20 protein-coding genes, 1 tRNA gene and 1 pseudogene are annotated in these 20509 nt (G+C 71.5%); 11 read left to right on the top strand and 11 right to left on the bottom strand.

Features of this window, described 5'->3' with window-relative positions; all coding sequences use genetic code 11:
* Window positions 1–2: 2 nt before the first annotated feature.
* Entirely contained in the window at window positions 3–311 is a 309-nt protein-coding gene (locus tag ABTX18_RS25390) for a hypothetical protein (protein WP_352125045.1), read from the bottom strand.
* A 67-nt stretch (window positions 312–378) separates the two neighbouring features.
* Window positions 379–969, bottom strand: a complete 591-nt coding sequence (locus ABTX18_RS25385) for a TetR/AcrR family transcriptional regulator (protein ID WP_352125044.1) — start codon at window positions 967–969, stop codon at window positions 379–381.
* Window positions 970–1071: 102 nt separating this feature from the next.
* Between ABTX18_RS25385 and ABTX18_RS35880 the strand changes: the two are divergent.
* Window positions 1072–1609, top strand: a pseudogene (locus ABTX18_RS35880) (HXXEE domain-containing protein).
* A gap of 21 nt (window positions 1610–1630) precedes the next feature.
* Here ABTX18_RS35880 and ABTX18_RS25375 read toward each other — a convergent pair.
* Entirely contained in the window at window positions 1631–2179 is a 549-nt protein-coding gene (locus ABTX18_RS25375; protein WP_352125043.1) for a DUF3574 domain-containing protein, read from the bottom strand.
* A 213-nt stretch (window positions 2180–2392) separates the two neighbouring features.
* Here ABTX18_RS25375 and ABTX18_RS25370 point away from each other — a divergent pair, with 213 nt between their 5' ends.
* A complete protein-coding gene (locus ABTX18_RS25370) occupies window positions 2393–3124 on the top strand; it encodes a DUF7873 family protein (protein ID WP_136328681.1) in 732 nt (243 codons plus the stop codon).
* 38 nt (window positions 3125–3162) lie between these two features.
* Window positions 3163–3249: transfer RNA gene (locus ABTX18_RS25365), tRNA-OTHER, on the top strand.
* Between the two features lie 336 nt (window positions 3250–3585).
* Here ABTX18_RS25365 and ABTX18_RS25360 read toward each other — a convergent pair.
* Together ABTX18_RS25360 and ABTX18_RS25355 are read right to left on the bottom strand one after the other, a co-directional pair.
* A complete protein-coding gene (locus tag ABTX18_RS25360) occupies window positions 3586–4203 on the bottom strand; it encodes a cysteine peptidase family C39 domain-containing protein (RefSeq protein ID WP_352125042.1) in 618 nt (205 codons plus the stop codon).
* 33 nt (window positions 4204–4236) lie between these two features.
* Window positions 4237–5448 (bottom strand): pyridoxal phosphate-dependent aminotransferase, encoded by a 1212-nt coding sequence (locus tag ABTX18_RS25355; RefSeq protein WP_352125041.1) that lies wholly within the window; start codon window positions 5446–5448, stop codon window positions 4237–4239.
* 85 nt (window positions 5449–5533) lie between these two features.
* Here ABTX18_RS25355 and ABTX18_RS25350 point away from each other — a divergent pair, with 85 nt between their 5' ends.
* Complete coding sequence (locus tag ABTX18_RS25350; protein ID WP_352125040.1) at window positions 5534–6211, top strand: winged helix-turn-helix transcriptional regulator; 678 nt, start codon at window positions 5534–5536, stop codon at window positions 6209–6211.
* A gap of 100 nt (window positions 6212–6311) precedes the next feature.
* Window positions 6312–6836, top strand: coding sequence for a cupin domain-containing protein (locus ABTX18_RS25345; RefSeq protein WP_352125039.1), 525 nt, complete (start codon window positions 6312–6314; stop codon window positions 6834–6836).
* A gap of 57 nt (window positions 6837–6893) precedes the next feature.
* On the opposite strand, the gene ABTX18_RS25340 is transcribed toward ABTX18_RS25345, so the two are convergent.
* Window positions 6894–7259 (bottom strand): nuclear transport factor 2 family protein, encoded by a 366-nt coding sequence (locus tag ABTX18_RS25340; RefSeq protein ID WP_352125038.1) that lies wholly within the window; start codon window positions 7257–7259, stop codon window positions 6894–6896.
* A gap of 70 nt (window positions 7260–7329) precedes the next feature.
* Here ABTX18_RS25340 and ABTX18_RS25335 point away from each other — a divergent pair, with 70 nt between their 5' ends.
* A complete protein-coding gene (locus ABTX18_RS25335) occupies window positions 7330–7977 on the top strand; it encodes a nucleoside/nucleotide kinase family protein (protein WP_352125037.1) in 648 nt (215 codons plus the stop codon).
* 33 nt (window positions 7978–8010) lie between these two features.
* Here ABTX18_RS25335 and ABTX18_RS25330 read toward each other — a convergent pair whose 3' ends face one another.
* From ABTX18_RS25330 to ABTX18_RS25310, 5 genes are all read right to left on the bottom strand, one after another.
* On the bottom strand, window positions 8011–8913 hold the full coding sequence (locus ABTX18_RS25330) for a carbohydrate kinase family protein (protein WP_352125036.1): 903 nt from the start codon (window positions 8911–8913) through the stop codon (window positions 8011–8013).
* Window positions 8910–9851, bottom strand: coding sequence for a pseudouridine-5'-phosphate glycosidase (locus ABTX18_RS25325; RefSeq protein WP_352125035.1), 942 nt, complete (start codon window positions 9849–9851; stop codon window positions 8910–8912). The genes ABTX18_RS25330 and ABTX18_RS25325 overlap by 4 nt, the downstream gene beginning before the upstream one ends.
* A gap of 150 nt (window positions 9852–10001) precedes the next feature.
* A complete protein-coding gene (locus ABTX18_RS25320) occupies window positions 10002–11297 on the bottom strand; it encodes an MFS transporter (RefSeq protein ID WP_352125034.1) in 1296 nt (431 codons plus the stop codon).
* 197 nt (window positions 11298–11494) lie between these two features.
* Complete coding sequence (locus ABTX18_RS25315) at window positions 11495–12037, bottom strand: methylated-DNA--[protein]-cysteine S-methyltransferase (protein ID WP_352125033.1); 543 nt, start codon at window positions 12035–12037, stop codon at window positions 11495–11497.
* Window positions 12038–12102: 65 nt separating this feature from the next.
* Complete coding sequence (locus ABTX18_RS25310) at window positions 12103–13062, bottom strand: glycerophosphodiester phosphodiesterase (protein ID WP_352125032.1); 960 nt, start codon at window positions 13060–13062, stop codon at window positions 12103–12105.
* A gap of 214 nt (window positions 13063–13276) precedes the next feature.
* Between ABTX18_RS25310 and ABTX18_RS25305 the strand changes: the two genes are divergently transcribed.
* From ABTX18_RS25305 to ABTX18_RS25285, 5 genes are all read left to right on the top strand, one after another.
* Window positions 13277–14167 (top strand): MHYT domain-containing protein, encoded by an 891-nt coding sequence (locus tag ABTX18_RS25305; protein WP_352125031.1) that lies wholly within the window; start codon window positions 13277–13279, stop codon window positions 14165–14167.
* A 62-nt stretch (window positions 14168–14229) separates the two neighbouring features.
* The gene (gene uvrB, locus ABTX18_RS25300) at window positions 14230–16353 is read left to right on the top strand and encodes an excinuclease ABC subunit UvrB (RefSeq protein WP_352125030.1); all 2124 of its coding nucleotides are present in this window, start codon (window positions 14230–14232) and stop codon (window positions 16351–16353) included.
* A 131-nt stretch (window positions 16354–16484) separates the two neighbouring features.
* On the top strand, window positions 16485–17063 hold the full coding sequence (locus ABTX18_RS25295) for a TerD family protein (RefSeq protein WP_352125029.1): 579 nt from the start codon (window positions 16485–16487) through the stop codon (window positions 17061–17063).
* A 200-nt stretch (window positions 17064–17263) separates the two neighbouring features.
* On the top strand, window positions 17264–19222 hold the full coding sequence (locus ABTX18_RS25290; protein WP_352125028.1) for a TerD family protein: 1959 nt from the start codon (window positions 17264–17266) through the stop codon (window positions 19220–19222).
* A gap of 264 nt (window positions 19223–19486) precedes the next feature.
* Window positions 19487–20509, top strand: coding sequence for a TerC family protein (locus tag ABTX18_RS25285; RefSeq protein WP_352125027.1), 1023 nt, complete (start codon window positions 19487–19489; stop codon window positions 20507–20509).

Genomic DNA, 20509 nt, shown 5'->3' with positions numbered 1-20509 from the left:
GTTCAGCTGTTCAGGAAGATCAGCAGACCGATCAGCAGGACGGCGACGACCGGCAGCATGATCAACCGCGCCTTGCGGAACGACTCGTTGTCCTGCTGCGCCAGCCCCCGGCCGGCACCATGGGCGGACGCAAGGTGCTCACCGGCCATGTCGAGGATCCGCCGCGTCGTCAGGAGCGACGGCGACCAGTCGCAGTGCGTGCAGACGAGGAAGTCCCGGTACGGGTCGTACCGCAAATCCCGCTCCATGTTGACCGTGAAGACCTGCCCCTGCTCGGTCGTCGCGGTGAAGTGACGTATCGGCGTGCCCATGCGGCTGCTCCCCACTGTTCGGCGCCCGGTGCCCCGGCACCCGGCCGCGGAACAGTACCCGACGTGCTCAGGAACCGCTGCGGGCGGGCAGCACGGCGTCGACCGCGGCAGCGGCGAAACCCGGCGGAACGGGCTCGCTCCGCAACAGTGCCCGCATCCACACGGCTCCGGCGATCAGGTCGAGCAGCAGCATCGGGTCGATGCCCGCGGGAAGTTCGCCGCGAGCGGCGGCGCGGGCGAACACCGGCTGCTCACGGGAGAACCGGTCGGCGAAGAATTCGCGGGTGAGCGAGGCGAGTTCGTCGTCCGGCAGGCCCGACCCCGAGGTCACGGCCCGCACGACGGACCGGGTACGCACCCCGGTGACCAGGGCGATGACCTGTTCCGCCAGGGCGATCAGATCCCCGCGCAACGTGCCGGTGTCGGGAATGCCGATCTCCAGGACCCGTGCCCGGAGCAGCGCGGCCCGCAGCAGCGGCGCCTTCGAGGGCCACCAGCGGTAGATCGTCGTCTTGTTGACCCCGGCTTCCTGGGCGACGGCCTCGATGGTGAGTCCGGAGTAGCCACGTTCGGCGAGCAGACGCAGCGTGGCGTCGAAGATCGCCTCGGCTGCGCGGGGGCCCTTGCCGGAGTGAGGGTGCGAGGTCGGGTCGGGCATCGGGCGGCTCCAAAGAAATGCAACACAACGTTGCGTTGCATTATAGGCTGGTCGCCCGGCTGCGGAGTGCGGTCGTAGCAACATGCGGCGGAAGGGCTTGCGATGACGGGGGAGAAGGTTTCCGGAGGGGTGACCTGGGGGCTGCTGGCGGCCTGGGCGGCCAACGACCTGGAGGAGATCGCCACCATGGCGGGCTGGCTCCGGACAGCCCGGCCGAAACTGAGGAAGCGATTGCCATGGGTGCCCGACCGTATGTGGCAGCGTGCGGACCTCTCGCAGCGAGAGGTGAACACGGCTATCGGCCTCATGGGCGCCGTCATCGCGGCGGCTGCGGACGGCGCGCGCACCGGCGGACGCAGTCCGTTCTTCGGCGCCGTCCTCGTCGGTTTCGGACTGCACGGCGTGGTGCACCTGGCGCAGTCGGCGGCGTACGGCGGCTACACCCCGGGGGTGGCCACGTCGCCCGACCGTCGTCATCCCGTACTCGCTCTGGGCGCTGCACCGGCTGCGAGCGGCGGGCGTCCCGGCAGGCGGGGGCCGGGCCCTGGCCGCCGGGGCGGCGTTCCTGCCGGTGGCCGTGGTGGGCGTGCACGCGGCGGCCCGCGTCCTGGCCGGACGGCGTACGGCGGTGACCGCCTGAGGCGGCGCCCCCGCCCCCGCGTCAGAAGTCGGCCGTTGTTCGCTCCTCCAGGCGTGCCACCGAGTCCTGGGCGTACGCCTTCTCGTAGGCGTCGCGGATCCGCTCGATCTGCGGATCGCGCAGCCGGGCCTCGGACGCCGGATAGAGCAGCGTCAGTTCGTAGCTGCGCTCCCGCTCGATGACTCCGTGGGAATCCCGCCACTGCCCCCGGCCGTCCTGGATCGTCAGCCCGTTGGGGAAGCGCGGGGTGACTTCGGCGTCGATGAAGTCCAGGAACTGTCCGTCGGTCACATCCGGCCCGCCGTCAGGACGTTCGGTGCCGAAGAGGAGCCGCGTCTCGATGTAGTTCTTGCCCCGCGTCGCAGCAGCTGCCGCCGGCCCGGGACCGCCGGACGAGTCCGCACCCAGCGTGGCGTACGCGACGGGCGTGCCCACGGCCAGGGTCGCCAGACAGGCCGCGGCGGCCGCGAGCGCGGCCCGACGCCTCGGGCGCGGGCGGACGTCCGTGGACCCGGGGCGGTCGGGAGCGGCCGGGCTGCTCGCGCCGGCGGAGCGGGAGAGGCGGGACATGGGCAGGCCCTTCGTTCCAGGAGCGGGGGAGGGGCGCGTACGCGCGGGGCTCACTGTCGCAAGCCGCCCCCGCCGGACAGCGGAGGAACATGGGCCGCGCGAGCAATCCACCCGAACGGGCGGGCGCGCACCGGCGCATCGGCGTGGTCGGGCGCGCTGAGTGCGGCAAAAACCGCTGGTGCGCCGTGTGTTGCTGTTGCTAGCTTCCTGGACGTGGCGAAACTCAATCAGATCATCGCAGTGGAGAAGGGCGTCAAGTCCAAGGCTCACCAGGACCTGACGGCGGCGCATCACGGCCTCCAGAAGGCCGGACTGCTGGCCGGCATCTCCCGGACGTACCAGCCGAAGGACGAGGAGGGCGAGCAGTTGCCGCCCGAGTCGACCCTGGTGCAGATCAAGGCCGAGGACGTGCTGCGGGAGACCGCAGCGACCCTCACCCGCCTCTTCGACGTGACCGCCACGAAGGACTGGGCGAACTGCGCGGCCCGCGCCGATGTCTCGGTCGACGGACGCGTCCTGGTGAGCGACGTGCCGGTGTCGTATCTGCTCTTCCTGGAGAAGCAGCTCACCGATATCAACACCTTCGTCCGCAAGCTCCCGGTGCTCGACGCCTCCGAGGCATGGACCCAGGACCCGTCCACCGACTCCTGGAAGACGGAGCCGGTGCGGACCCTGCGCACGAAGAAGGTGCCCCGCAACCACGTGAAGGCGGAGGCCACCGAGAAGCACCCGGCGCAGGTCGAGGTGTACTACGAGGACATTCCGATCGGCTACTGGACGACGGTGAAGTTCTCCGGGGCGCTGCCCGCGCGGCGGATCAACGAACTGCTCGACCGGGTGGAGAAGCTTCAGCAGGCCGTCAAGTTCGCCCGCGAGGAGGCCAACGGCGTGGACGTCACGGACCAGCGGGTGGGTGACGCGGTCTTCGGTTACCTCTTCGGATGAGGTGACCGACCATGGAATCCCCGGCGGCGGTCAACGTCGCCGGGGTGCGCGAGGAGCGCAAAGCTGAAACTGAAGTTTGTCGTGACGACGCGGTTCAAGTGGAGGTTCGAGTCCTCCCCCCGGCACTTCCCTACCTTCCGTATCTTCCGTACGGACGCGGGCCGGGGTAGCCCAACTGGCAGAGGCAGGCCGCGATCAATCTCAGACTCTTGCTCCAGACTCAGCATGCGCCGCCTATCGCCGGATCAACCGGGCCCGTGCCCGTGCGCGTCGAGATGCCGGTTCGACTCCGGCCCGTGGAGCTACGATCCGCGGTCGTCTAAAGGCAGGACGCGGCGACATCAGACTGACACGGGACCTTTAAAAGTGCCGGCGTGCCGTACAGGCGGCAATCACAGGGCTCGGGGGCCGGCTACGCCCCCGGGCCCGCTCCCGTTCGCGGGCTCCCCCGTCACCCCGCATCACCCCGCCGCCCGCAGGGACACCCCGCGTCCCGCGAAGAAGCGCTCGAACTCGGCCAGCGGCAGCTCGGCCGCCCGGGTCGCGGCCGACGTGCCGGACGGGTTGTGGAAGTGGACGCCCGTCCCGTCGGCCGTGCGGGAGGTCAGGAGCACCAGGTGCCCGCCGCGTCCCGGCGCCGGCCGTTGCGGGTGGCGGATCGCGTAGTGCACCGACGCCATGACGGACCGGCCCTCGTCCAGCAGGTCCAGGATCTCCGCCGGTGCGAGATGCCGGTGGACCGCGGCCTCCAGACCGTGCTTCTCGCGTACGTAGGCGGCGAAGGGCGCGTAGACGAGACCCCGGATCGTGCCGTCGCCGTCCTCCGTGTACGCGCCGTACCCCAGCGCTCCGTCCCGCAGCGCGAAGAGGGGCGGGGCGTCGGTGCCGAGCGCCATGCGCAGGCAGGTCATCCCGCACAGATGCCCTGCCCAGCGTGCGTACTCAGCCGGTGAGTTCGCGCCCGAGTCCGCCCAGGCGGGGTCGGACGCCGGGTCGAGCCCGTCCTCGACGATCGGTCCCACGAGGTCGAACGAGGCGAACTGGGTGTGCACGGGGACCTGGCAGGTGGGACAGCTCACGATCGATCGGATCCGTTCATCGCCGGCGGCCGCTCACTGTCGGTAGCCCGCCAGGAAGCGGCCGATGCGGCTGATCGCCGCGTCAAGATCGTCAGCGTACGGGAGGGTCAGGATCCGGAAGTGGTCGGGTCGCGGCCAGTTGAAGCCCGTACCCTGGACGACCTGGATCTTCTCCCGCAGCAGCAGGTCCAGGACGAACTTCTCGTCGTCGACGATTCGATGCACCTTCGGGTCGATGCGCGGGAAGGCGTACAGCGCGCCCTTCGGCTTCACGCACGACACCCCGGGGATCTCGTTCAGCTTCTCCCAGGCGCGGTTGCGCTGCTCGTACAGCCTGCCCCCGGGCACCACGAGATCCCGGATCGACTGACGGCCGCCGAGTGCGGCCTGGATGGCGTACTGCGCCGGGGCGTTGGGGCACAGCCGCATGGAGGCGAGCATGGTCAGCCCCTCCAGATAGCTGCGGGCGTGCTGCTTGGGGCCCGAGACCACCATCCAGCCCGAGCGGAACCCGGCCACGCGATACGTCTTCGAGAGCCCGCTGAAGGTGAGGCAGACCAGGTCGGGGGCGAGGGTGGCCACGCTGTGGTGCTCGGCGTCGTCGTACAGGATCTGGTCGTAGATCTCGTCGGCGAACACCATCAGGCCGTGCCGGCGGGCCAGGTCGAGGATGGACTCCAGTACGTCGCGCGGGTAGACGGCACCGGTCGGGTTGTTGGGGTTGATGATCACGACGGCCCGGGTGCGGTCGGTGATCTTCGATGCCATGTCGGCGATGTCGGGGTTCCAGTCCGAGGCCTCGTCGCACACGTAGTGCACGGCCTTGCCGCCGGCCAGCGTCGTCACCGCGGTCCACAGCGGATAGTCGGGGGAGGGGATCAGTACCTCGTCGCCGTCCTCCAGCAGCCCCTGCACCGCCATGGAGATGAGCTCGGAGACGCCGTTGCCGAGGAAGATGTCGTCGACGCCGACCTCGGTGAGTCCCATCGCCTGGTAGCGCTGCGCGACGGCGCGGCGGGCGGACAGGATGCCGCGCGAGTCCGTGTAGCCGTGGGCCTGCGGGAGCATCCGGATCATGTCCTGGACGATCTCCTCCGGCGCCTCGAAGCCGAACAGTGCCGGATTGCCCGTGTTGAGCCGCAGCACGCTGTGGCCCGCCTCCTCCAGGGCGTTGGCCTGCTCGATGACCGGGCCCCGGATCTCGTAACAGACCTCGTTGAGCTTGCTGGACTGGCGGAATTCCATGCGGTGCCTCCCCGACCCGATTGCGATACTTGGTTTTACCAAGCTTGGGCTTGGAAAGTCCAACAACATGTCTAGACTGCGTCGCATGCCACGTCAGCAACAGCCCGCAACCCGCCCGGTCCGACGCCGGAGTTACGACCAGTTCTGCGCCGGCGCCCGGGCGCTGGACGCGGTCGGCGACCGGTGGACCCTGCTGATCGTCCGTGAACTGCTGGCCGGTCCCCGCCGCTACACCGACCTGCACGCCGATCTCCCCGGAGTCAGCACGGATGTCCTGGCCTCCCGGCTCAAGGACATGGAGCAGGGCGCGCTGGTCACCCGTCGCCGGCTGCCGCCGCCCGCCGCCGCCACGGTGTACGAACTCACCGAGCGGGGACACGGCCTGCTGCCCGTCCTCGCGGCGCTCGCCGAGTGGGGCGCGCCGGCCCTCGTGGAGCGACGGCCCACGGACGCGGTCCGGGCGCACTGGTTCGCCCTTCCGCTGCTGCGCGCGCTGGACGGGGCCGGCGGACCGGACGCCGACGGGGTGGTCGATGTGCGCCTGGACGAGGGCGAGTTCCATGTCCGTACGGGGAAGCCGGTGGCGGGTAAACCGGTGTACGGGGACGGGCCGGCCGCCCGCGCCGACGCGCGCATCGTTCTCGATGCCGAACTCTGTCTCGCGCTGGGGCGCGGTGAACTGACGTTCGCCGAGGCCGTGAAGGACGGGCGGATCGAGGTGACCGGCGACGGGCCGCTGGCGGCGGAGCTACGCGGCGCCTGACAGGCGCGATGGTGTCTCGATGGCGCGATTCGTGCGGTCAACTTCTGGGTAGCGTCGGGGCATTTGGGATGTCCGGGACACCGAGAGACAGGAGTCACCCGTGAGATTCGGCAGACAGTTGGAGCGGCAGTCGCGGCAGGGCCGCCAGAGGTTGTCGGGGCGTGAGGGGCGGCTGAGCAAGGCGCTGGTCATCGGGGGCTGCGTGGCCGCGCTCGCCTTCGTACCGGCAGCGGCCGTCGCCACCCCCGGCAGCGGGGTGAGCGGCACGGTGGTCGCGGTAGGCACCTCGCCGGGGAAGCTGAAGGTCAAGACGCCGAACGGGCGCACCGACGTCACTTTCCGGACGATCACCGTCGAGCCGGGAGGCTCCACCGGCTGGCACACCCACCGCGGCCAGCTGATCGCCGTCGTCAAGTCCGGGACGCTGACCCGCACTCTGGACGACTGCACGGTCGAGGTGACCCCCGAGGGCACGTCCTTCATCGAGCCGTCCGGCGCGAAGCACCGCCACATCGGCCGAAACCTGGGCAGCGAGCCCGTCGTCCTGTGGGTGACCTATCTGCTGCCCGAGGGCAGCCCACTCTCCGACGACGCCGACGCGGTGGACTGCGGCAGGAAGAAGTAGAGCGTGGCACCCGCCCTCTGGCGCCCCCGCCGGCCCCCGGCCGACGGGCGCCGACCGTCAGCGGGCGAGTGTCTCCCCGTACGCGCCGAGGCCGGAGCTCACGAGGCCGTCGCGGAAGGTCAGCACCTCGTACACCCGGCCGCCGATCTGATTGCGGTAGTCGATCACCAGCGTGTCGACGCCCACCCGCACCTCCATCACCTCGAACTCGAGGTCGGGGATGAGCTCCAGGCCCCGTGCCCAGTAGGCGCGCAGCGCGCTCTTGCCGCGGACCGTGCCCGAGGCGTCGCCGGTGAACCGGGCGATCATGGGGGAGCTGAAGGTCACGTCCTCGTGGTAGTGCGCCAGGATGCGTTCGAGGTCGTGGGAGTTCCAGTCCTCCTGCCATGCAGTGGCGAACGTGCGGGCGAATTCGAGATCCATGGGCAGGACCGTAACGGGCGGGACCGCTGCGGGCTGCGGATTTCCGCCAGCGGGGGAGCAGGATGGTCACGTGCGATTCGAAGCGATCACCTGGGAACGGCTGGCGGACGAGCTCGCCGCGCACGCCGACGCCCTGAAGCCGGCTGACGGCGGGCCCTGGCTGAAGATCGCCGTCGACGGCGCCCCTGCCGCCCGTACCGGCGAGCTGGCCGAGTCCGTCGCCGAGAGGCTGCGACTGCTCGGCCGGGCGGTACTTCCGGTGTCCACCGCGGGGTTTCTGCGGCCGGCCAGTCTGCGCTACGAGTACGGCAGGCGGGACCCCGACTCGTACTACGGCAGCTGGTTCGACACCGGGGCGCTGTGGCGCGAGGTGTTCGGTCCGCTCGAGCCGGGTGGCAGCGGCCGGGTGCTGCCCGATCTGTGGGACCCGGTGACGGACCGGGCCACGCGGAGCCCGTACCGGCACCTGCCGGAGGGCGGAGTGCTGGTTCTGCACGGCCCGTTGCTGCTGGGGCACTGGTTTCCGTTCGACCTGAGCGTCCACCTGAGGCTGTCGGCGGCCGCGCTGCGGCGGCGTACGCGGGAGGACGAGCAGTGGACCCTGCCCGCCTTCGCCCGGTACGAGGACGAGGTGGCGCCCGCCGGCAGCGCGAACGCGGTCGTCAGGGCCGACGATCCGCACCACCCCGCCTGGACGGGGCTGCGGCACGACGGGTAGGCGCGGGACCCGGTAGTCCGTGCCGCGCCGTCGCTATCCGGCGGGCAGGGGTGGTCGCCCTCCCACGGTCGTGACGGCCTCCGCCCCCGCCCGGCACCCCGCCGCCACGGCCGTCGCGTCGTCGGCGCCCGCCAGCCGGGCGGCCAGGAAGCCCCCGGTGAACGCGTCGCCGGCCCCCGTGGAGTCCACGGCCGCGGGCACGGGTCCGGCAGGAATGCGGGCCGTCACCGCCCCCGCGGTGGCCAGCAGGGCGCCGTCCTCGCCCAGGGTGACCGCGACCTGACGGACCAGCAGGCTCAGCTTGGCGGCGGCGTCGGCAGGTTCGGGCAGCCCGGTGAGCAGCCGGGCCTCGTCGGCGTTGGGGAGCAGGAGATCCGCGCCCTCGGTCAGGGCCAGGAACCGGTCGACGCCCAGCTCGGCGAGGAATCCGGCCGACGCCGGGTCGATGCTCACCGGAACGTTCCGCCGCCGGGCCTCCCGGAGGGCGAGCAGGGCCGTCGTACGGCTGGTCGCGGCGAAGAGCAGGTAGCCGGACAGATGGAGGTGGGCGATGCCGTCGAGCATCCAGGGCGACCAGTCGTCGGGGGAGAGCCGCAGCACCGCCCCGCCGTCGCTGAGGAAGGTGCGCTCGGCGGACGGATCGACGAGCGCGACGACGGTGCCCGTCGGTGCGTCGTCGTCCACGGCCAGCAGCGCGCGCACTCCCGCGCGCCGGAGCAGGTCCTGGTGCCAGTCGGCGGAGTCGGCGCCCACACGGGCCACCAGCCGCACGTCGCGGCAGCCCGAACGTGCCGCCCAGCAGCACACGTTGGCCCCCGCGCCGCCGGCCCGCGTCCGGATCCTGGCCGCCGTGTCCGTGCCGTGGACCAGTGCCGAGCCGTGCCGGGCCACCACGTCCGTCACCACGTCCCCGACGACGAGAAGGCCGCCGGTCACCGGACGGCCCAGGCGGCGGCGATCCGTCCGGCGAGTGCCACGTTGCCGCGGACGGCCGCCAGATTGGCCTCCAGCGAGGCGCCTTCTGTGCCCCGCATCAGCTGGTCGAGCAGATACGGCGTGACGGCCTGCCCGGCGATGCCGCGCTCCCGGCACGCCTCCAGCGCCTGGGCCAGCACCCGGTCGTGCAGGACGGGATCGAGCTGCTCGTCCCGCGGTACGGGGTTGGCCACGATCAGCGCGGCCTCGGGGCCGCCGAGCGCGTCCTGCGCCTCCATCACCCCGGCGACCTCCTCGGGCGAGCGCACGGTCCAGTCGACCGGCTCGCCCGAACTGCTCAGATAGAAGCCGGGGAACCGGTCGGTGCCGTAACCGAGCACTCCCACCCCGAGTGTCTCCAGGCGCTGCAGCGTGGCGGGCACGTCCAGGATCGACTTCACTCCCGCGCAGACCACGGTGATGCGCGTCCGCGCCAGCAGCCGCAGATCCGCGGACTCGTCCTGCGTCTCGGTCCAGTCCCGGTGCACTCCGCCGAGCCCGCCGGTCGCGAAGACGCGCAGGCCCGCCCGCGCGGCGAGGAACGCGGTCGCCGACACCGTCGTCGCCCCGCTCGCGCCCGTCGCCAGTGCCGGCGCGAGGTCCCGGTGCCCCAGCTTGCGCATCGCCGGGTCCTCGGCGACCCGTTCCAGCTGGGCCTTGTCCAGGCCGACCCGGGCGCTGCCGTCCAGCACGGCGACCGTGGCGGGCACGGCACCGGCCGACCGCACGATGTCCTCCAGCTCCTCGGCGACGCGCAGATTGCGGGGGCGGGGCAGGCCGTGGGCGATGATCGTCGACTCCAGAGCGACGACGGGGCGGCGCGCGGCGAGGGCCTCCCGTACCTCCGCGGAGAGAACCGGAGCGAGGGGGGCGGTGTGGAACGGCTCAGTGAGTGACATGTCCACATCCCTGTCGCGCAGGGGTCGCACTCAAACGTGCGCTCCCCGGGGGCGGCCGGTCTCGTGCGCGGTCCGGCGTCCTGGTGGCGAGACGTCCGTGGGCAGCGGCTGAGGTGACCGGCCGTGAGCACAACTGATCGCGGGACCGGGTCAGGACGTGGCGCGGCCGGCGAGGGTCCGGCGCAGGGCCAGCGCCGCCATCGGCAGCAGCAGGCATGCGCCGGCCGCGTTGAGCCAGCCGTAGCCGGCCTGGGAGACGATCACTCCGGCGACCGCCCCGCCGATTCCCGCGGACGCGTTCATGGCGAGGTCGGACAGCCCCTGCACCGCGGCGCGTGCGGCCTGCGGTACGGAGTCGGTGAGCAGCGCCGAACCCGCGACCAGTCCCGCGGACCAGCCGAGCCCGAGCACGAACAGGCCGGCCGCGGTTCTGCCGTGCGCGGAGCCCGCGGTGCCCGCGAGGAGGGCGGCGAGGGCGAGCAGCCCGGCGGCCAGCCCGATGACGGTGAGGCGGCCGAAGCGGTCCGCCAGCCAGCCCATCACCGGGGAGAACGCGTACATCCCTGCGATGTGGCCGCTGATCACGAGGCCGATCAGCTGGAGGTCCGCACCGTGGTGGCCGAGGTCGACCGGCGTCATCACCATGATCGAGACCATCGCGGTGTGCGAGACCGTGACGGTCACCAGCGCCAGCCGGGCCATGGGCGAGGCCCGCACGGCCGCGACACCCGCGCGCAGCGAACGGCCCCCGCCCGACCGGCTCTCCTGCGGGGCCAGGGCGCGCGCGGTGAGAAGGGGGTCGGGGCGCAGCAGCGCCGCGACCACGACGGCGGCGAGCAGGAAGATGCCGGCCGCCCAGACGAACGGGCCGGCCGTCTCCGAGACGGCGGTGCCCCGGAAGACGCGGCCGGCCGGGGCCGCGATGTTGGGCCCGAGCACCGAGCCGATGGTGGTCGCCCAGATGACGGTCGAGATCGCCCGCCCACGCCGGTCGGGCTCGGCCAGATCGGCGGCGGCGAACCTGGCCTGAAGGTTGGCCGAGGAACCGGCGCCGAACCCGGCCATGCCGAGCAGCAGCAGCGGGAAGCTCTCCACCACGGTCGCCAGCACCACGAGACCCGCGCCCAGGGCGCCGATCAGATACGCCAGCACGAGTCCGGGGCGGCGGCCGCGCGAGGTCATCAGCGCGGCCAGCGGCAGCGACAGCAGGGCCGTGCCGGTTACCGACGCGGTCGGCGCGAGGCCCGACAGCGCTTCGGAGCCGCTGACCTGCGTCGCCAGCACCGGGGCCAGGGCGATGCCGATGGGCACGCCGAGGCCGCCGAGTATCTGGCTGGCGATGAGCACGGGGAGCGTCCTGCGCCGTAGAGCGGGCAGGTCGGCAGTGGTGACGCCCTTGACCGGACCCGGTCCGGGGGTGTCAGGAGCGTCGAGGGTGTTGGTCACCGACGCAGTGTGCCAGGCGGCCCGGAGACACGGAACCGAGCGTGCGGGGGCGCGGGTGCGGTGGTGGGCGCGCCGGGACGGGGGAGTGGGCAGGCGCCGCCGGGCCTCTCCTTCGTCCTGGTCGGAGCACAGGCCGGCCCTTTTCTTCGTCCGGGTCGAAACACAGGCCGGCCCTTTTCTTCGTCCGGGTCAGGACATCAGAACAACGGCTGCGGCAGCACGCCCTCCAGGGCGAGCAGTTGCCGCTTGGTCTCCAGTCCGCCGCCGAAGCCGCCGAGCCCGCCGTCGCTCTCCACCACCCGGTGGCAGGGCACCACCACGGGCAACGGGTTGGACCCCATGGCGGCGCCGACCGCCTGGGCCGCCCCCGGCTGGCCCACCCGGCCGGCGAGGTCTCCGTACCCCGCGACCGCGCCGTACGGCACGCCCGCCGCCAGCTCGCGCAGCACCTGGCGGTTGAAGCCGCTGGTGAGCGACCAGTCCAGGTCGAGCGAGAACGCCCGCAGCGTGCCCGCGAAGTACGCCGCGAGCTGGCGTATCGGCTCGGCGAGGCGGGCGGAGCCGGGCGCCTCCACGGGCTCCGCGCCGAGCCGGGCGGCCAACCGCTCGAGCGCCCGGTCCCGGACCTCCGGCCGGGCGTGGAAGACCACGGTCACCAGGCCCGTTTCGGTCGCGGCCAGCATGAGCGGCCCGATGTCGCTGTCGACGACGGCCCACTCGACAACCCCGTTGCTGTTCATGGAAACCACCGTACGGGCGGCCACTGACAACGGGCGGCGGCGGCGCCACGGCGCTCCCCGAGCGGTCAGCCGGTGGCCTTGCGCACCACGTCGGGGGCATTGGTGATGACGCCGTCCACGCCGTAGCGGGCCACCCGGTGCGCCTGCGCCGCGTCGTTGACCGTCCAGGTGTTGACCTGGAGCCGCTTGCCGTGGGCACCCTTCAGCGCGTGCACCGCCGCCACGTACTCGCGCGAGACCGCCGCGTGCGACGGGTTGATCCGGTCGGTGAACTCCGCGTACGAGGGGAGGTCGGCGACGGCCGGAGTGCCGAGGAGGCCGGTGATGACGTCCGGGTGCTGCTCGTGCACCTTGCGCACGCTGCCGGCGCCGAAGCTCTGGATCACCAGACGACTGCGGACGTGCTCGCGGTCGAGCCACCCCTCCTGGCGCAGGACCCGCAGGGTCGCCCGCTCGATGCCGGGGTAGATCTCGGGGCTCTTGATCTCCAGGAGGAGGTTCTGGTCGTTGCGTCCGATCCGCCGCAGATACTGCTGGAGCGTGGGTACCCGGGCCCCGGCGTACCGCGGACCGAACCAGCTGCCCGCGTCAAGGCGGGCGATCTCGGCGGCCGTGAAGTCCTTGACCGCCCACGGCGCACGGTCGGGGAAGACCTCCTCGGCGTCCGTTGTCCGTTTCAGGCCGGTGTCGTGGATGACGACCAGTACGCCGTCCCGGGTCAGCTGGACGTCGTTCTCGACCCAGTCGAAGCCCAGGCCGTCGGCCTTGTCCACGGCCGCCAGCGTGTTCTCCGGCGCGTAGGCCGACGCGCCCCGGTGGGCGATGACGAGCGGAGCGCCCGCCCGGTTCCGAGACGGGTCCCCCGCCGTCCGGGCCGCGGCGTCGGCCGCCGCCGGGCGGACCACCGCAGCGGGGCGGGCGGCTGAGCCCCCCACCGGTGCGTCGGTGGTCGTGGCCAGCAGCAACGTGCCGGCTCCCAGCAGGACGGCGGCAGCGACAGCGGCGGTTGCGGCGCCTGCGCGCACGGGAACTCCTTGGGTCTGAGGTGCGGACGACCCGAGGGTCCCAGCCGTCCCGGAACGCGGGACAGGTGAAGGGTAGCCATCACATGAACGCACCTCGGGGACCGGGTCACGGACTGCCGCCCCTGTCGATAAAATGCAGCTCTTCTGTTTGTTTGCCGGGCCTTGCGCCTTAGGGTCGTCCGAACCCGGGCTTCTGCGAAAAGGGCGTATGCGCATGCAGGGCACAATCGACGGTTTCGGCTACGGAGCGGTGACCCCCGTGGCCGCGTTCCTCATGGCCTGTCTCGGCGCGGCCCTGGGCCTGCGCTGCACCACCCGGTCGCTGCGCACCGAGCGCTCCTTCAAGGCCGGCTGGCTGGCTCTGGGCGCGACCTCCATCGGCTCCGGGATCTGGACGATGCACTTCATCGCGATGGTGGGATTCACCGTCGAAGAGGTGCCGATCGGCTACGACAAGCCGATCACCTTCGCCAGCCTCGCCGTCGCGATCGTCATGGTCGGTATCGGGATCTTCCTGGTCGGGTACCGCGGCGCCACCCCGATGGCGCTGGTGACGGGAGGAACGATCACCGGACTCGGCGTGGCCTCCATGCATTACCTCGGCATGGCCGGTATGCGACTTGATGGGCAGTTCGAGTACGACACGATCACCGTGTCGCTCTCGGTCGTCATCGCCGTGGTCGCCTCGACCGCCGCACTCTGGGCCGCCGTCTCCATCCACGGCTTCCTGCCCAGCCTCGGCGCCAGCGTCGTGATGGGTGTCGCGGTGAGCGGCATGCACTACACCGGCATGGCCGCCCTCAGGGTCCACCTCCACCCCGCCGCCCTCACCGACGCCCCGGTCGGTTCCGGCGACAGTGCCACCGCGCTGCTCGTCCCCCTGCTGATCGGCCCGGCCTGCTTCCTGGTGCTGGCCGCCGTCGTCGTGATGTTCGACCCCCTGGTGGTCATGGGCACCCCGGACTGGAACGACCCCGCGGCCGGCCACGGAGACCGGGCACCCGGAATTCCGGTCCGGCGCCAGGTGCCCCGGTTCGGCACGCACGCCGATCCGGCCTCGTTCCACTCGCAGCGCAGGGAGCCCGCACAGCCCCAGGACTGGTGAGGTAAGGCCGCCGCGGGCGCCGGTCCGGCCCCGTTGTCAGTGCGGGGTCGTACGGTGGTTTCATGCGGCCCGTTTCGAAGATCGAACGCTCGGTGGCGCCTTTCGAGGTCGTCAGTCCCTACCAGCCCAGTGGCGACCAGCCCGCGGCCATCGCCGACCTGGAGCGGCGCGTCCGGGCAGGTGAGAAGGACGTGGTCCTCCTCGGCGCGACCGGCACCGGTAAATCCGCGACCACCGCCTGGATGATCGAGAAGCTCCAGCGCCCCACCCTCGTGATGGCGCCGAACAAGACCCTCGCCGCCCAGCTGGCCAACGAGTTCCGCGAGCTCCTGCCGAACAACGCGGTCGAGTACTTCGTCTCCTACTACGACTACTACCAGCCCGAGGCGTACGTCCCGCAGTCGGACACCTACATCGAGAAGGACTCCTCGATCAACGAGGAGGTCGAGCGGCTCCGCCACTCCGCCACGAATTCGCTGCTCACCCGGCGGGACGTCGTCGTGGTCGCCTCCGTGTCCTGCATCTACGGCCTCGGTACGCCGCAGGAGTACGTGGACCGGATGGTCCAGCTCAAGGTGGGCGACGAGACGGACCGCGACCAGTTGCTGCGCCGCTTCGTCGAGATGCAGTACACCCGCAACGACCTGGCTTTCACCCGGGGCACCTTCAGGGTCCGCGGCGACACCATCGAGATCTTCCCGGTCTACGAGGAGCTCGCCGTCCGCATCGAGATGTTCGGCGACGAGATCGAGGCGCTCTCCACCCTCCACCCGCTCACCGGCGAGATCATCAGCGAGGACCGTTCGCTCCACGTCTTCCCCGCCAGCCACTACGTCGCGGGCCCCGAGCGCATGGAGAAGGCGGTCGGCCGGATCGAGCGGGAGCTGGAGCAGCGCCTGGCCGAGCTGGAGAAGCAGGGCAAGATGCTGGAGGCCCAGCGGCTGCGCATGCGTACGACGTACGACATCGAGATGCTCCGCCAGATCGGCACGTGTTCCGGCGTCGAGAACTACTCGATGCACTTCGACGACCGTGACCCCGGCACCGCCCCCCACACCCTCCTCGACTACTTCCCCGAGGACTTCCTGCTCGTCCTGGACGAGTCGCACGTGACGGTGCCGCAGATCGGCGCGATGTACGAGGGCGACGCCTCCCGCAAGCGGACCCTCGTCGACCACGGTTTCCGGCTGCCCTCGGCGCTGGACAACCGGCCGCTGAAGTGGGAGGAGTTCCTCGGGCGGATCAACCAGACGGTCTACCTCTCCGCCACCCCCGGCAAGTACGAGCTCTCCCGGGGCGACGGCTTCGTGGAGCAGATCATCCGGCCCACCGGCCTCGTCGACCCGGAGATCGTCGTCAAGCCCACCGAGGGCCAGATCGACGACCTGGTGCACGAGATCCGCAAGCGCACCGAGAAGGACGAGCGGGTCCTGGTCACCACCCTCACGAAGAAGATGTCGGAGGACCTCACCGACTACTTCCTGGAGCTGGGCATCCAGGTTCGCTACCTCCACAGCGACGTCGACACCCTGCGCCGTATCGAACTGCTGCGGGAGCTGCGCTCGGGGGAGTACGACGTCCTGGTCGGGATCAACCTCCTGCGCGAGGGCCTCGACCTGCCCGAGGTGTCGCTCGTGGCCATCCTCGACGCCGACAAGCAGGGCTTCCTGCGCTCGGCGACCTCGCTGATCCAGACCGTCGGACGCGCGGCTCGCAATGTGTCGGGTCAGGTCCATATGTACGCGGACAAGATCACCCCGGCGATGGCGCAGGCCATCGACGAGACCAACCGCCGCCGTGAGAAGCAGATCGCGTACAACACCGAGCGCGGGGTCGACCCACAGCCGCTGCGCAAGAAGATCAACGACATCGTCGCCTCCATCGCCCGCGAGGAGGTCGACACCGAGCAGCTGCTCGGCACCGGCTACCGCCAGGCCAAGGGGACCAAGGCGCCCGTGCCCACCCTGGGCATCAAGGCCGGTGCCTCGAAGGGGAAGGCCGGCGGGGACAAGGCGGCGGTCACCGACCGCCCGGCCGCCGAGCTCGCCGGGATCATCGAGGAGATGACCGACCGGATGCGGGCCGCCGCCGCCGACCTGCAGTTCGAGGTGGCCGCGCGACTGCGTGACGAGGTGGGGGAGTTGAAGAAGGAGTTGCGCCAGATGCGGGAGGCGGGTCTGTCCTGACCCTGCTGCGCGCGGTGTGTTGCAAGACCGACACAAAACGGCCCTCGGCGGCTGCGTCCGTGGTGGGAATGCGTAGGGTGCTGGAAAACCGCGCAAGGACGGTTGCGGGGACAGCGGAGAGGGGACAGCGCGTGACGGTCAATATGACCAAGGGTCAGGCCATCAGCCTGCAGAAGAGCGACGGGGGGACCCTGACCGCGGTACGGATGGGGCTCGGCTGGCAGGCGGCTCCGCGCCGCGGTCTGTTCGGCTCACGCACCCGGGAGATCGACCTGGACGCCTCGGCGGTCCTGTTCGCCGACAAGCAGCCGGTCGACGTCGTGTTCTTCCGGCACCTCGTCAGTGACGACGGCTCGGTCAAGCACACCGGGGACAACCTGGTCGGCGGCGCCGGCTCGGGCGGCGACGACGAGGCGATCCTGGTCGACCTCCAGCGAGTGCCGGTCCACATCGACCAGATCGTCTTCACGGTGAACTCCTTCACCGGCCAGACGTTCCAGGAGGTGCAGAACGCCTTCTGTCGCATCGTGGACGAGACCAACGGCCAGGAGCTCGCCCGCTACACGCTGGACGGCGGCGGGCAGTACACCGCCCAGATCATGGCGAAGGTGCACCGTGCGGGGAGCGGGTGGCAGATGACCGCCATCGGCACCCCGGCCAACGGCCGCACCTTCCAGGACCTCATGCCGGCGATCCTGCCGCACCTGTAGGCGGTACCGGACCCACAGGGCCCGCATCACGACGCGCAGCTCCCGGCGGCATCGTCCGCCGGGAGCTGCCCGCATCGCAGCACCAGCCCGGCGCCGGCAGCGGCATCGGACCGGCGCCGGAACGCGCCGCACGGCACGGCGCCATGAACGACCGCACGACACCGCAGCGCGCAGTAGTAACTCGTCGAGGGGACAGGGCAATGACGGCCGAGCTGGTCCGGGGGCAGAACCACACGTTGCCCCAGACCCGTCTGGAGATCCGGGTTTCGGCCGGCACACCTGTCGTGGCCGGTGCCACGCTGGGGGACGAGCACGGCACGGTGCACGGGGTGGAGTGGATCGCCCACCCCGGCTCCCCGCAGCTGCCGGGACTCGAGGTCTCCAGGCAGGCCGCGGCCGAGCACCGGCTCGCGGTCGACCTCGACGCCCTGGCCGAGGCGGTGCACCGGGTCACGGTGCTGCTGGCGCTGCCGCTGCAGGCGGGCGGTCCGACCCGGTTCGGGGCCGTCGCCTCGCCCTTCGTCGCGGTGACCGGGCTCGACGGCGCGGAGATCGCCACCTTCACCCTGACCGGTCTGGACACCGAGTCGGCGGTGACCGCCCTGGAGCTCTACCGCAGGCAGGGGGCTTGGAAGGTCCGAGCGGTCGGCCAGGGCTACGCCGACGGGCTGGCCGCGATGCTCGCCGACCAGGGCGTGACCGGCGCGGCCGAACTGGCGAGGTCGATCCAGGAGGCGGTCGCCCGCGGTCTGGCCCGCTCGGTGGCCCCGCCCCCGCCCCGTGCCCCGGAGGGCGGCCGGGTCAGGCACGCCGGGGGCCCCGCGTCGCCCCAGGGCGGGGGCAGGCCCCAGGCCACCCCGCAGCCCGGCGGCCCCCTGGACGAGCCGTCCTGCGCCCCCACCACGCCGGTCGCCCCCGCCATGCCCTCGGCGGGAGGTCCCATCGACTACGCGCACCCTCGCCGCGAGGCGACCGCACCCCCGCCGCCCCCGCCGACGGCGCCCCCGGCCCAGCCCGGCCGGCCCGCGACCCCCGTGGCCGGGGACGCGACCGGCTGGTCGATGGAGGAGCGCCTCTACAACCAGGTCTGGGGCATGTTCGAGGACCTGGCCCGGGCCACGGCCGCGTACCGCAGCGCCGTCGACTTCGCCGAGTCCCGGATGGACCAGGAGCTGGAGCGCACCCTGTCCGATCCGCGCAGCCGGATCGGAGGCGCGGGTGACCGCGCCCGTGAGCAGGCCCGCGCCAAGCGCGACGAGCTGGCCGGCCGCGCCCGCGAGGCGCTGGACCGCGACCTCGCCCAGCTCGCCGCCGAGGCCGCCGTGGTGGAACCCGCGCTCCCCGCCGCGTACGCCGGCTGGGACAACCCCGTCTGGCACGGCTACCGGGTCCCGATGGAGATCCCCATGGCGCTGCGGATCGGTGACCTGCATCTGCCCGAGAGCGCCGGGGTGAGCATCCCGCTCCTCGTCCGGCTGCCGCTGGAGCGCGGCATGTGGATCGACAGCGGGCGCACGGCGTCCGAGGCCGCCGCCCTGACCGGTTCGGACCAGCTGCGCCGGCTGGCCATGGACAGCGCCGTCCTGCACGCGGCGCGGATGCTCGCCGTCTACCCGCCCAACGAGTTCTCCGTCCATGTCATCGACCCGGCCGGCTCCGGCGCCGCGGCGCTGGCCCCGCTGGTCGGTGCCGGGGTCCTCGCGAGCCCGCCCGCGTCCGGGCCGGGGGGAGTGTCCTCGGTCCTCGCCCGCCTCACCCGGCGGGTCGACCTCGTGCAGATGGCGATCAGGGCGGGAGCCTCCGACGCGCTGCCGTCCGACCTGGACCCGGCCGAGCAGTTGCTGATCGTCAACGACTTCCCGCACGGCTTCGACGACCGTGCCGTCACGCAACTGCGCTATCTCGCCGACGAGGGGCCCTCCGTGGGGGTGCATCTCATGATGGTCGCGGACCGGGAGGACGCCTCGGCGTACGGCCCGGTGCTCGACCCGCTGTGGCGGTCCCTGCTCCGCGTCACGCCGGTCGCCGACGACCATCTGGCGGACCCCTGGGTCGGGCACGCCTGGACGTACGAGCCGCCCGCCACCCCGCCCGGCAGCCGCGTGCTGGAACAGGTGCTGGAGCGGGTGGCCGCCGCGCGCCGCACCGGTCACCGCTGACTCACCCGCTCGGCCGGTCCCGCGAGATCGATCCCCCACCTGGCGTTTTGGCACCCCTTTACCCTTCTCTTTACCTTTCCTTGGTGATTCCTGTACTGTTCTTTGGGCGGAGGGGAGTACTCCCGATCGCGGCGTGCCCGTCAGTACGGACTGTGACCGGTCCCGGGGCGCCGGCCCAGGCGCGCAATCCCGCGCACCCGGGTGGAAGAGACCTCCGGCAGCGACGACGCTGATCAGTAGCCGTAGCGAACTGCCGGAGGCGCAGTGGACGTTTCATGGACCCTCTGGGCGCTGACCATTCTTGGTCTGAGCGCCCTCATCGCCGTCGACTTCTTCATCGGGCGCAAGCCCCATGACGTGTCGACCAAGGAAGCCGGAATCTGGACGATCGTCTGGATCGCGCTGGCCGCCCTCTTCGGGCTCGGCCTGCTCGTGTTCGGCGAGAGCCAGGCCTCGGGCGAGTTCTTCGCCGGCTTCATCACCGAGAAATCGCTCAGCGTCGACAATCTCTTCGTCTTCGTGCTGATCATGGCGAAGTTCTCGGTGCCCTCCCACCTCCAGCAGCGGGTGCTGCTCATCGGCGTGCTGATCGCCCTGGTGCTGAGGGCGATCTTCATCGCCGCCGGCGCCGCGGTCATCGCCAACTTCTCGTGGGTCTTCTACATCTTCGGCGCGTTCCTGATCTACACCGCCTGGAAGCTGATCCAGGAGGCGCGGGCCGACGAGGAGGAAGAGGAGTTCGAGGAGAACCGCCTCCTCAAGAACATCGAGCGCCGCTTCGGCGTCGCCGACCGCTACCACGGCACGAAGCTATTCATCCGCAACAACGGCAAGCGCGTCCTGACGCCGCTAATGGTCGTCATGCTCGCCATCGGCACCACCGATGTGCTGTTCGCGCTGGACTCCATCCCCGCGATCTTCGGCCTGACCCAGGACCCGTACATCGTGTTCACCGCCAACGCCTTCGCGCTGATGGGACTGCGGCAGCTGTACTTCCTGATCGGCGGCCTGCTCAAGAAGCTGGTCCACCTCAGCTACGGGCTGTCGGTCATCCTCGGCTTCATCGGCATCAAGCTCGTGCTGCACGCGCTGCACGAGTCCGGGGTGCACGTCCCCGAGATCTCCATCCCGGTCTCGCTGGGCGTCATCTGCGGGGTGCTCGTGATCACGACGATCACCAGCCTGGTCGCCAACAAGAAGCAGGCCGAGGCGGACGCCGCGGCCCGGGCGGGGAAGTCCGGGGACCCCGTGGACCCCGTGGACAAGGGCGTCGGCATAGACGCCTGA

Source organism: Streptomyces sp. NPDC096323, assembly GCF_040302845.1.
Classification (GTDB): Bacteria; Actinomycetota; Actinomycetes; order Streptomycetales; family Streptomycetaceae; genus Streptomyces.
The sequence above is the reverse complement of the archived record's forward strand: the minus strand, read 5'-3'. Positions and strand labels throughout refer to the sequence as shown.

Bases quoted from the DNA above. Each gene is read 5' to 3' on its own strand.
- ABTX18_RS25390 (WP_352125045.1), bottom strand. From the start codon at position 311: ATGGGCACGCCGATACGTCACTTCACCGCGACGACCGAGCAGGGGCAG.
- ABTX18_RS25385 (WP_352125044.1), bottom strand. From the start codon at position 969: ATGCCCGACCCGACCTCGCACCCTCACTCCGGCAAGGGCCCCCGCGCA.
- ABTX18_RS25375 (WP_352125043.1), bottom strand. From the start codon at position 2,179: ATGTCCCGCCTCTCCCGCTCCGCCGGCGCGAGCAGCCCGGCCGCTCCC.
- ABTX18_RS25355 (WP_352125041.1), bottom strand. From the start codon at position 5,448: ATGGAATTCCGCCAGTCCAGCAAGCTCAACGAGGTCTGTTACGAGATC.
- ABTX18_RS25350 (WP_352125040.1), top strand. From the start codon at position 5,534: ATGCCACGTCAGCAACAGCCCGCAACCCGCCCGGTCCGACGCCGGAGT.
- ABTX18_RS25340 (WP_352125038.1), bottom strand. From the start codon at position 7,259: ATGGATCTCGAATTCGCCCGCACGTTCGCCACTGCATGGCAGGAGGAC.
- ABTX18_RS25325 (WP_352125035.1), bottom strand. From the start codon at position 9,851: ATGTCACTCACTGAGCCGTTCCACACCGCCCCCCTCGCTCCGGTTCTC.
- ABTX18_RS25315 (WP_352125033.1), bottom strand. From the start codon at position 12,037: ATGAACAGCAACGGGGTTGTCGAGTGGGCCGTCGTCGACAGCGACATC.
- ABTX18_RS25305 (WP_352125031.1), top strand. From the start codon at position 13,277: ATGCAGGGCACAATCGACGGTTTCGGCTACGGAGCGGTGACCCCCGTG.
- uvrB (WP_352125030.1), top strand. From the start codon at position 14,230: ATGCGGCCCGTTTCGAAGATCGAACGCTCGGTGGCGCCTTTCGAGGTC.
- ABTX18_RS25290 (WP_352125028.1), top strand. From the start codon at position 17,264: ATGACGGCCGAGCTGGTCCGGGGGCAGAACCACACGTTGCCCCAGACC.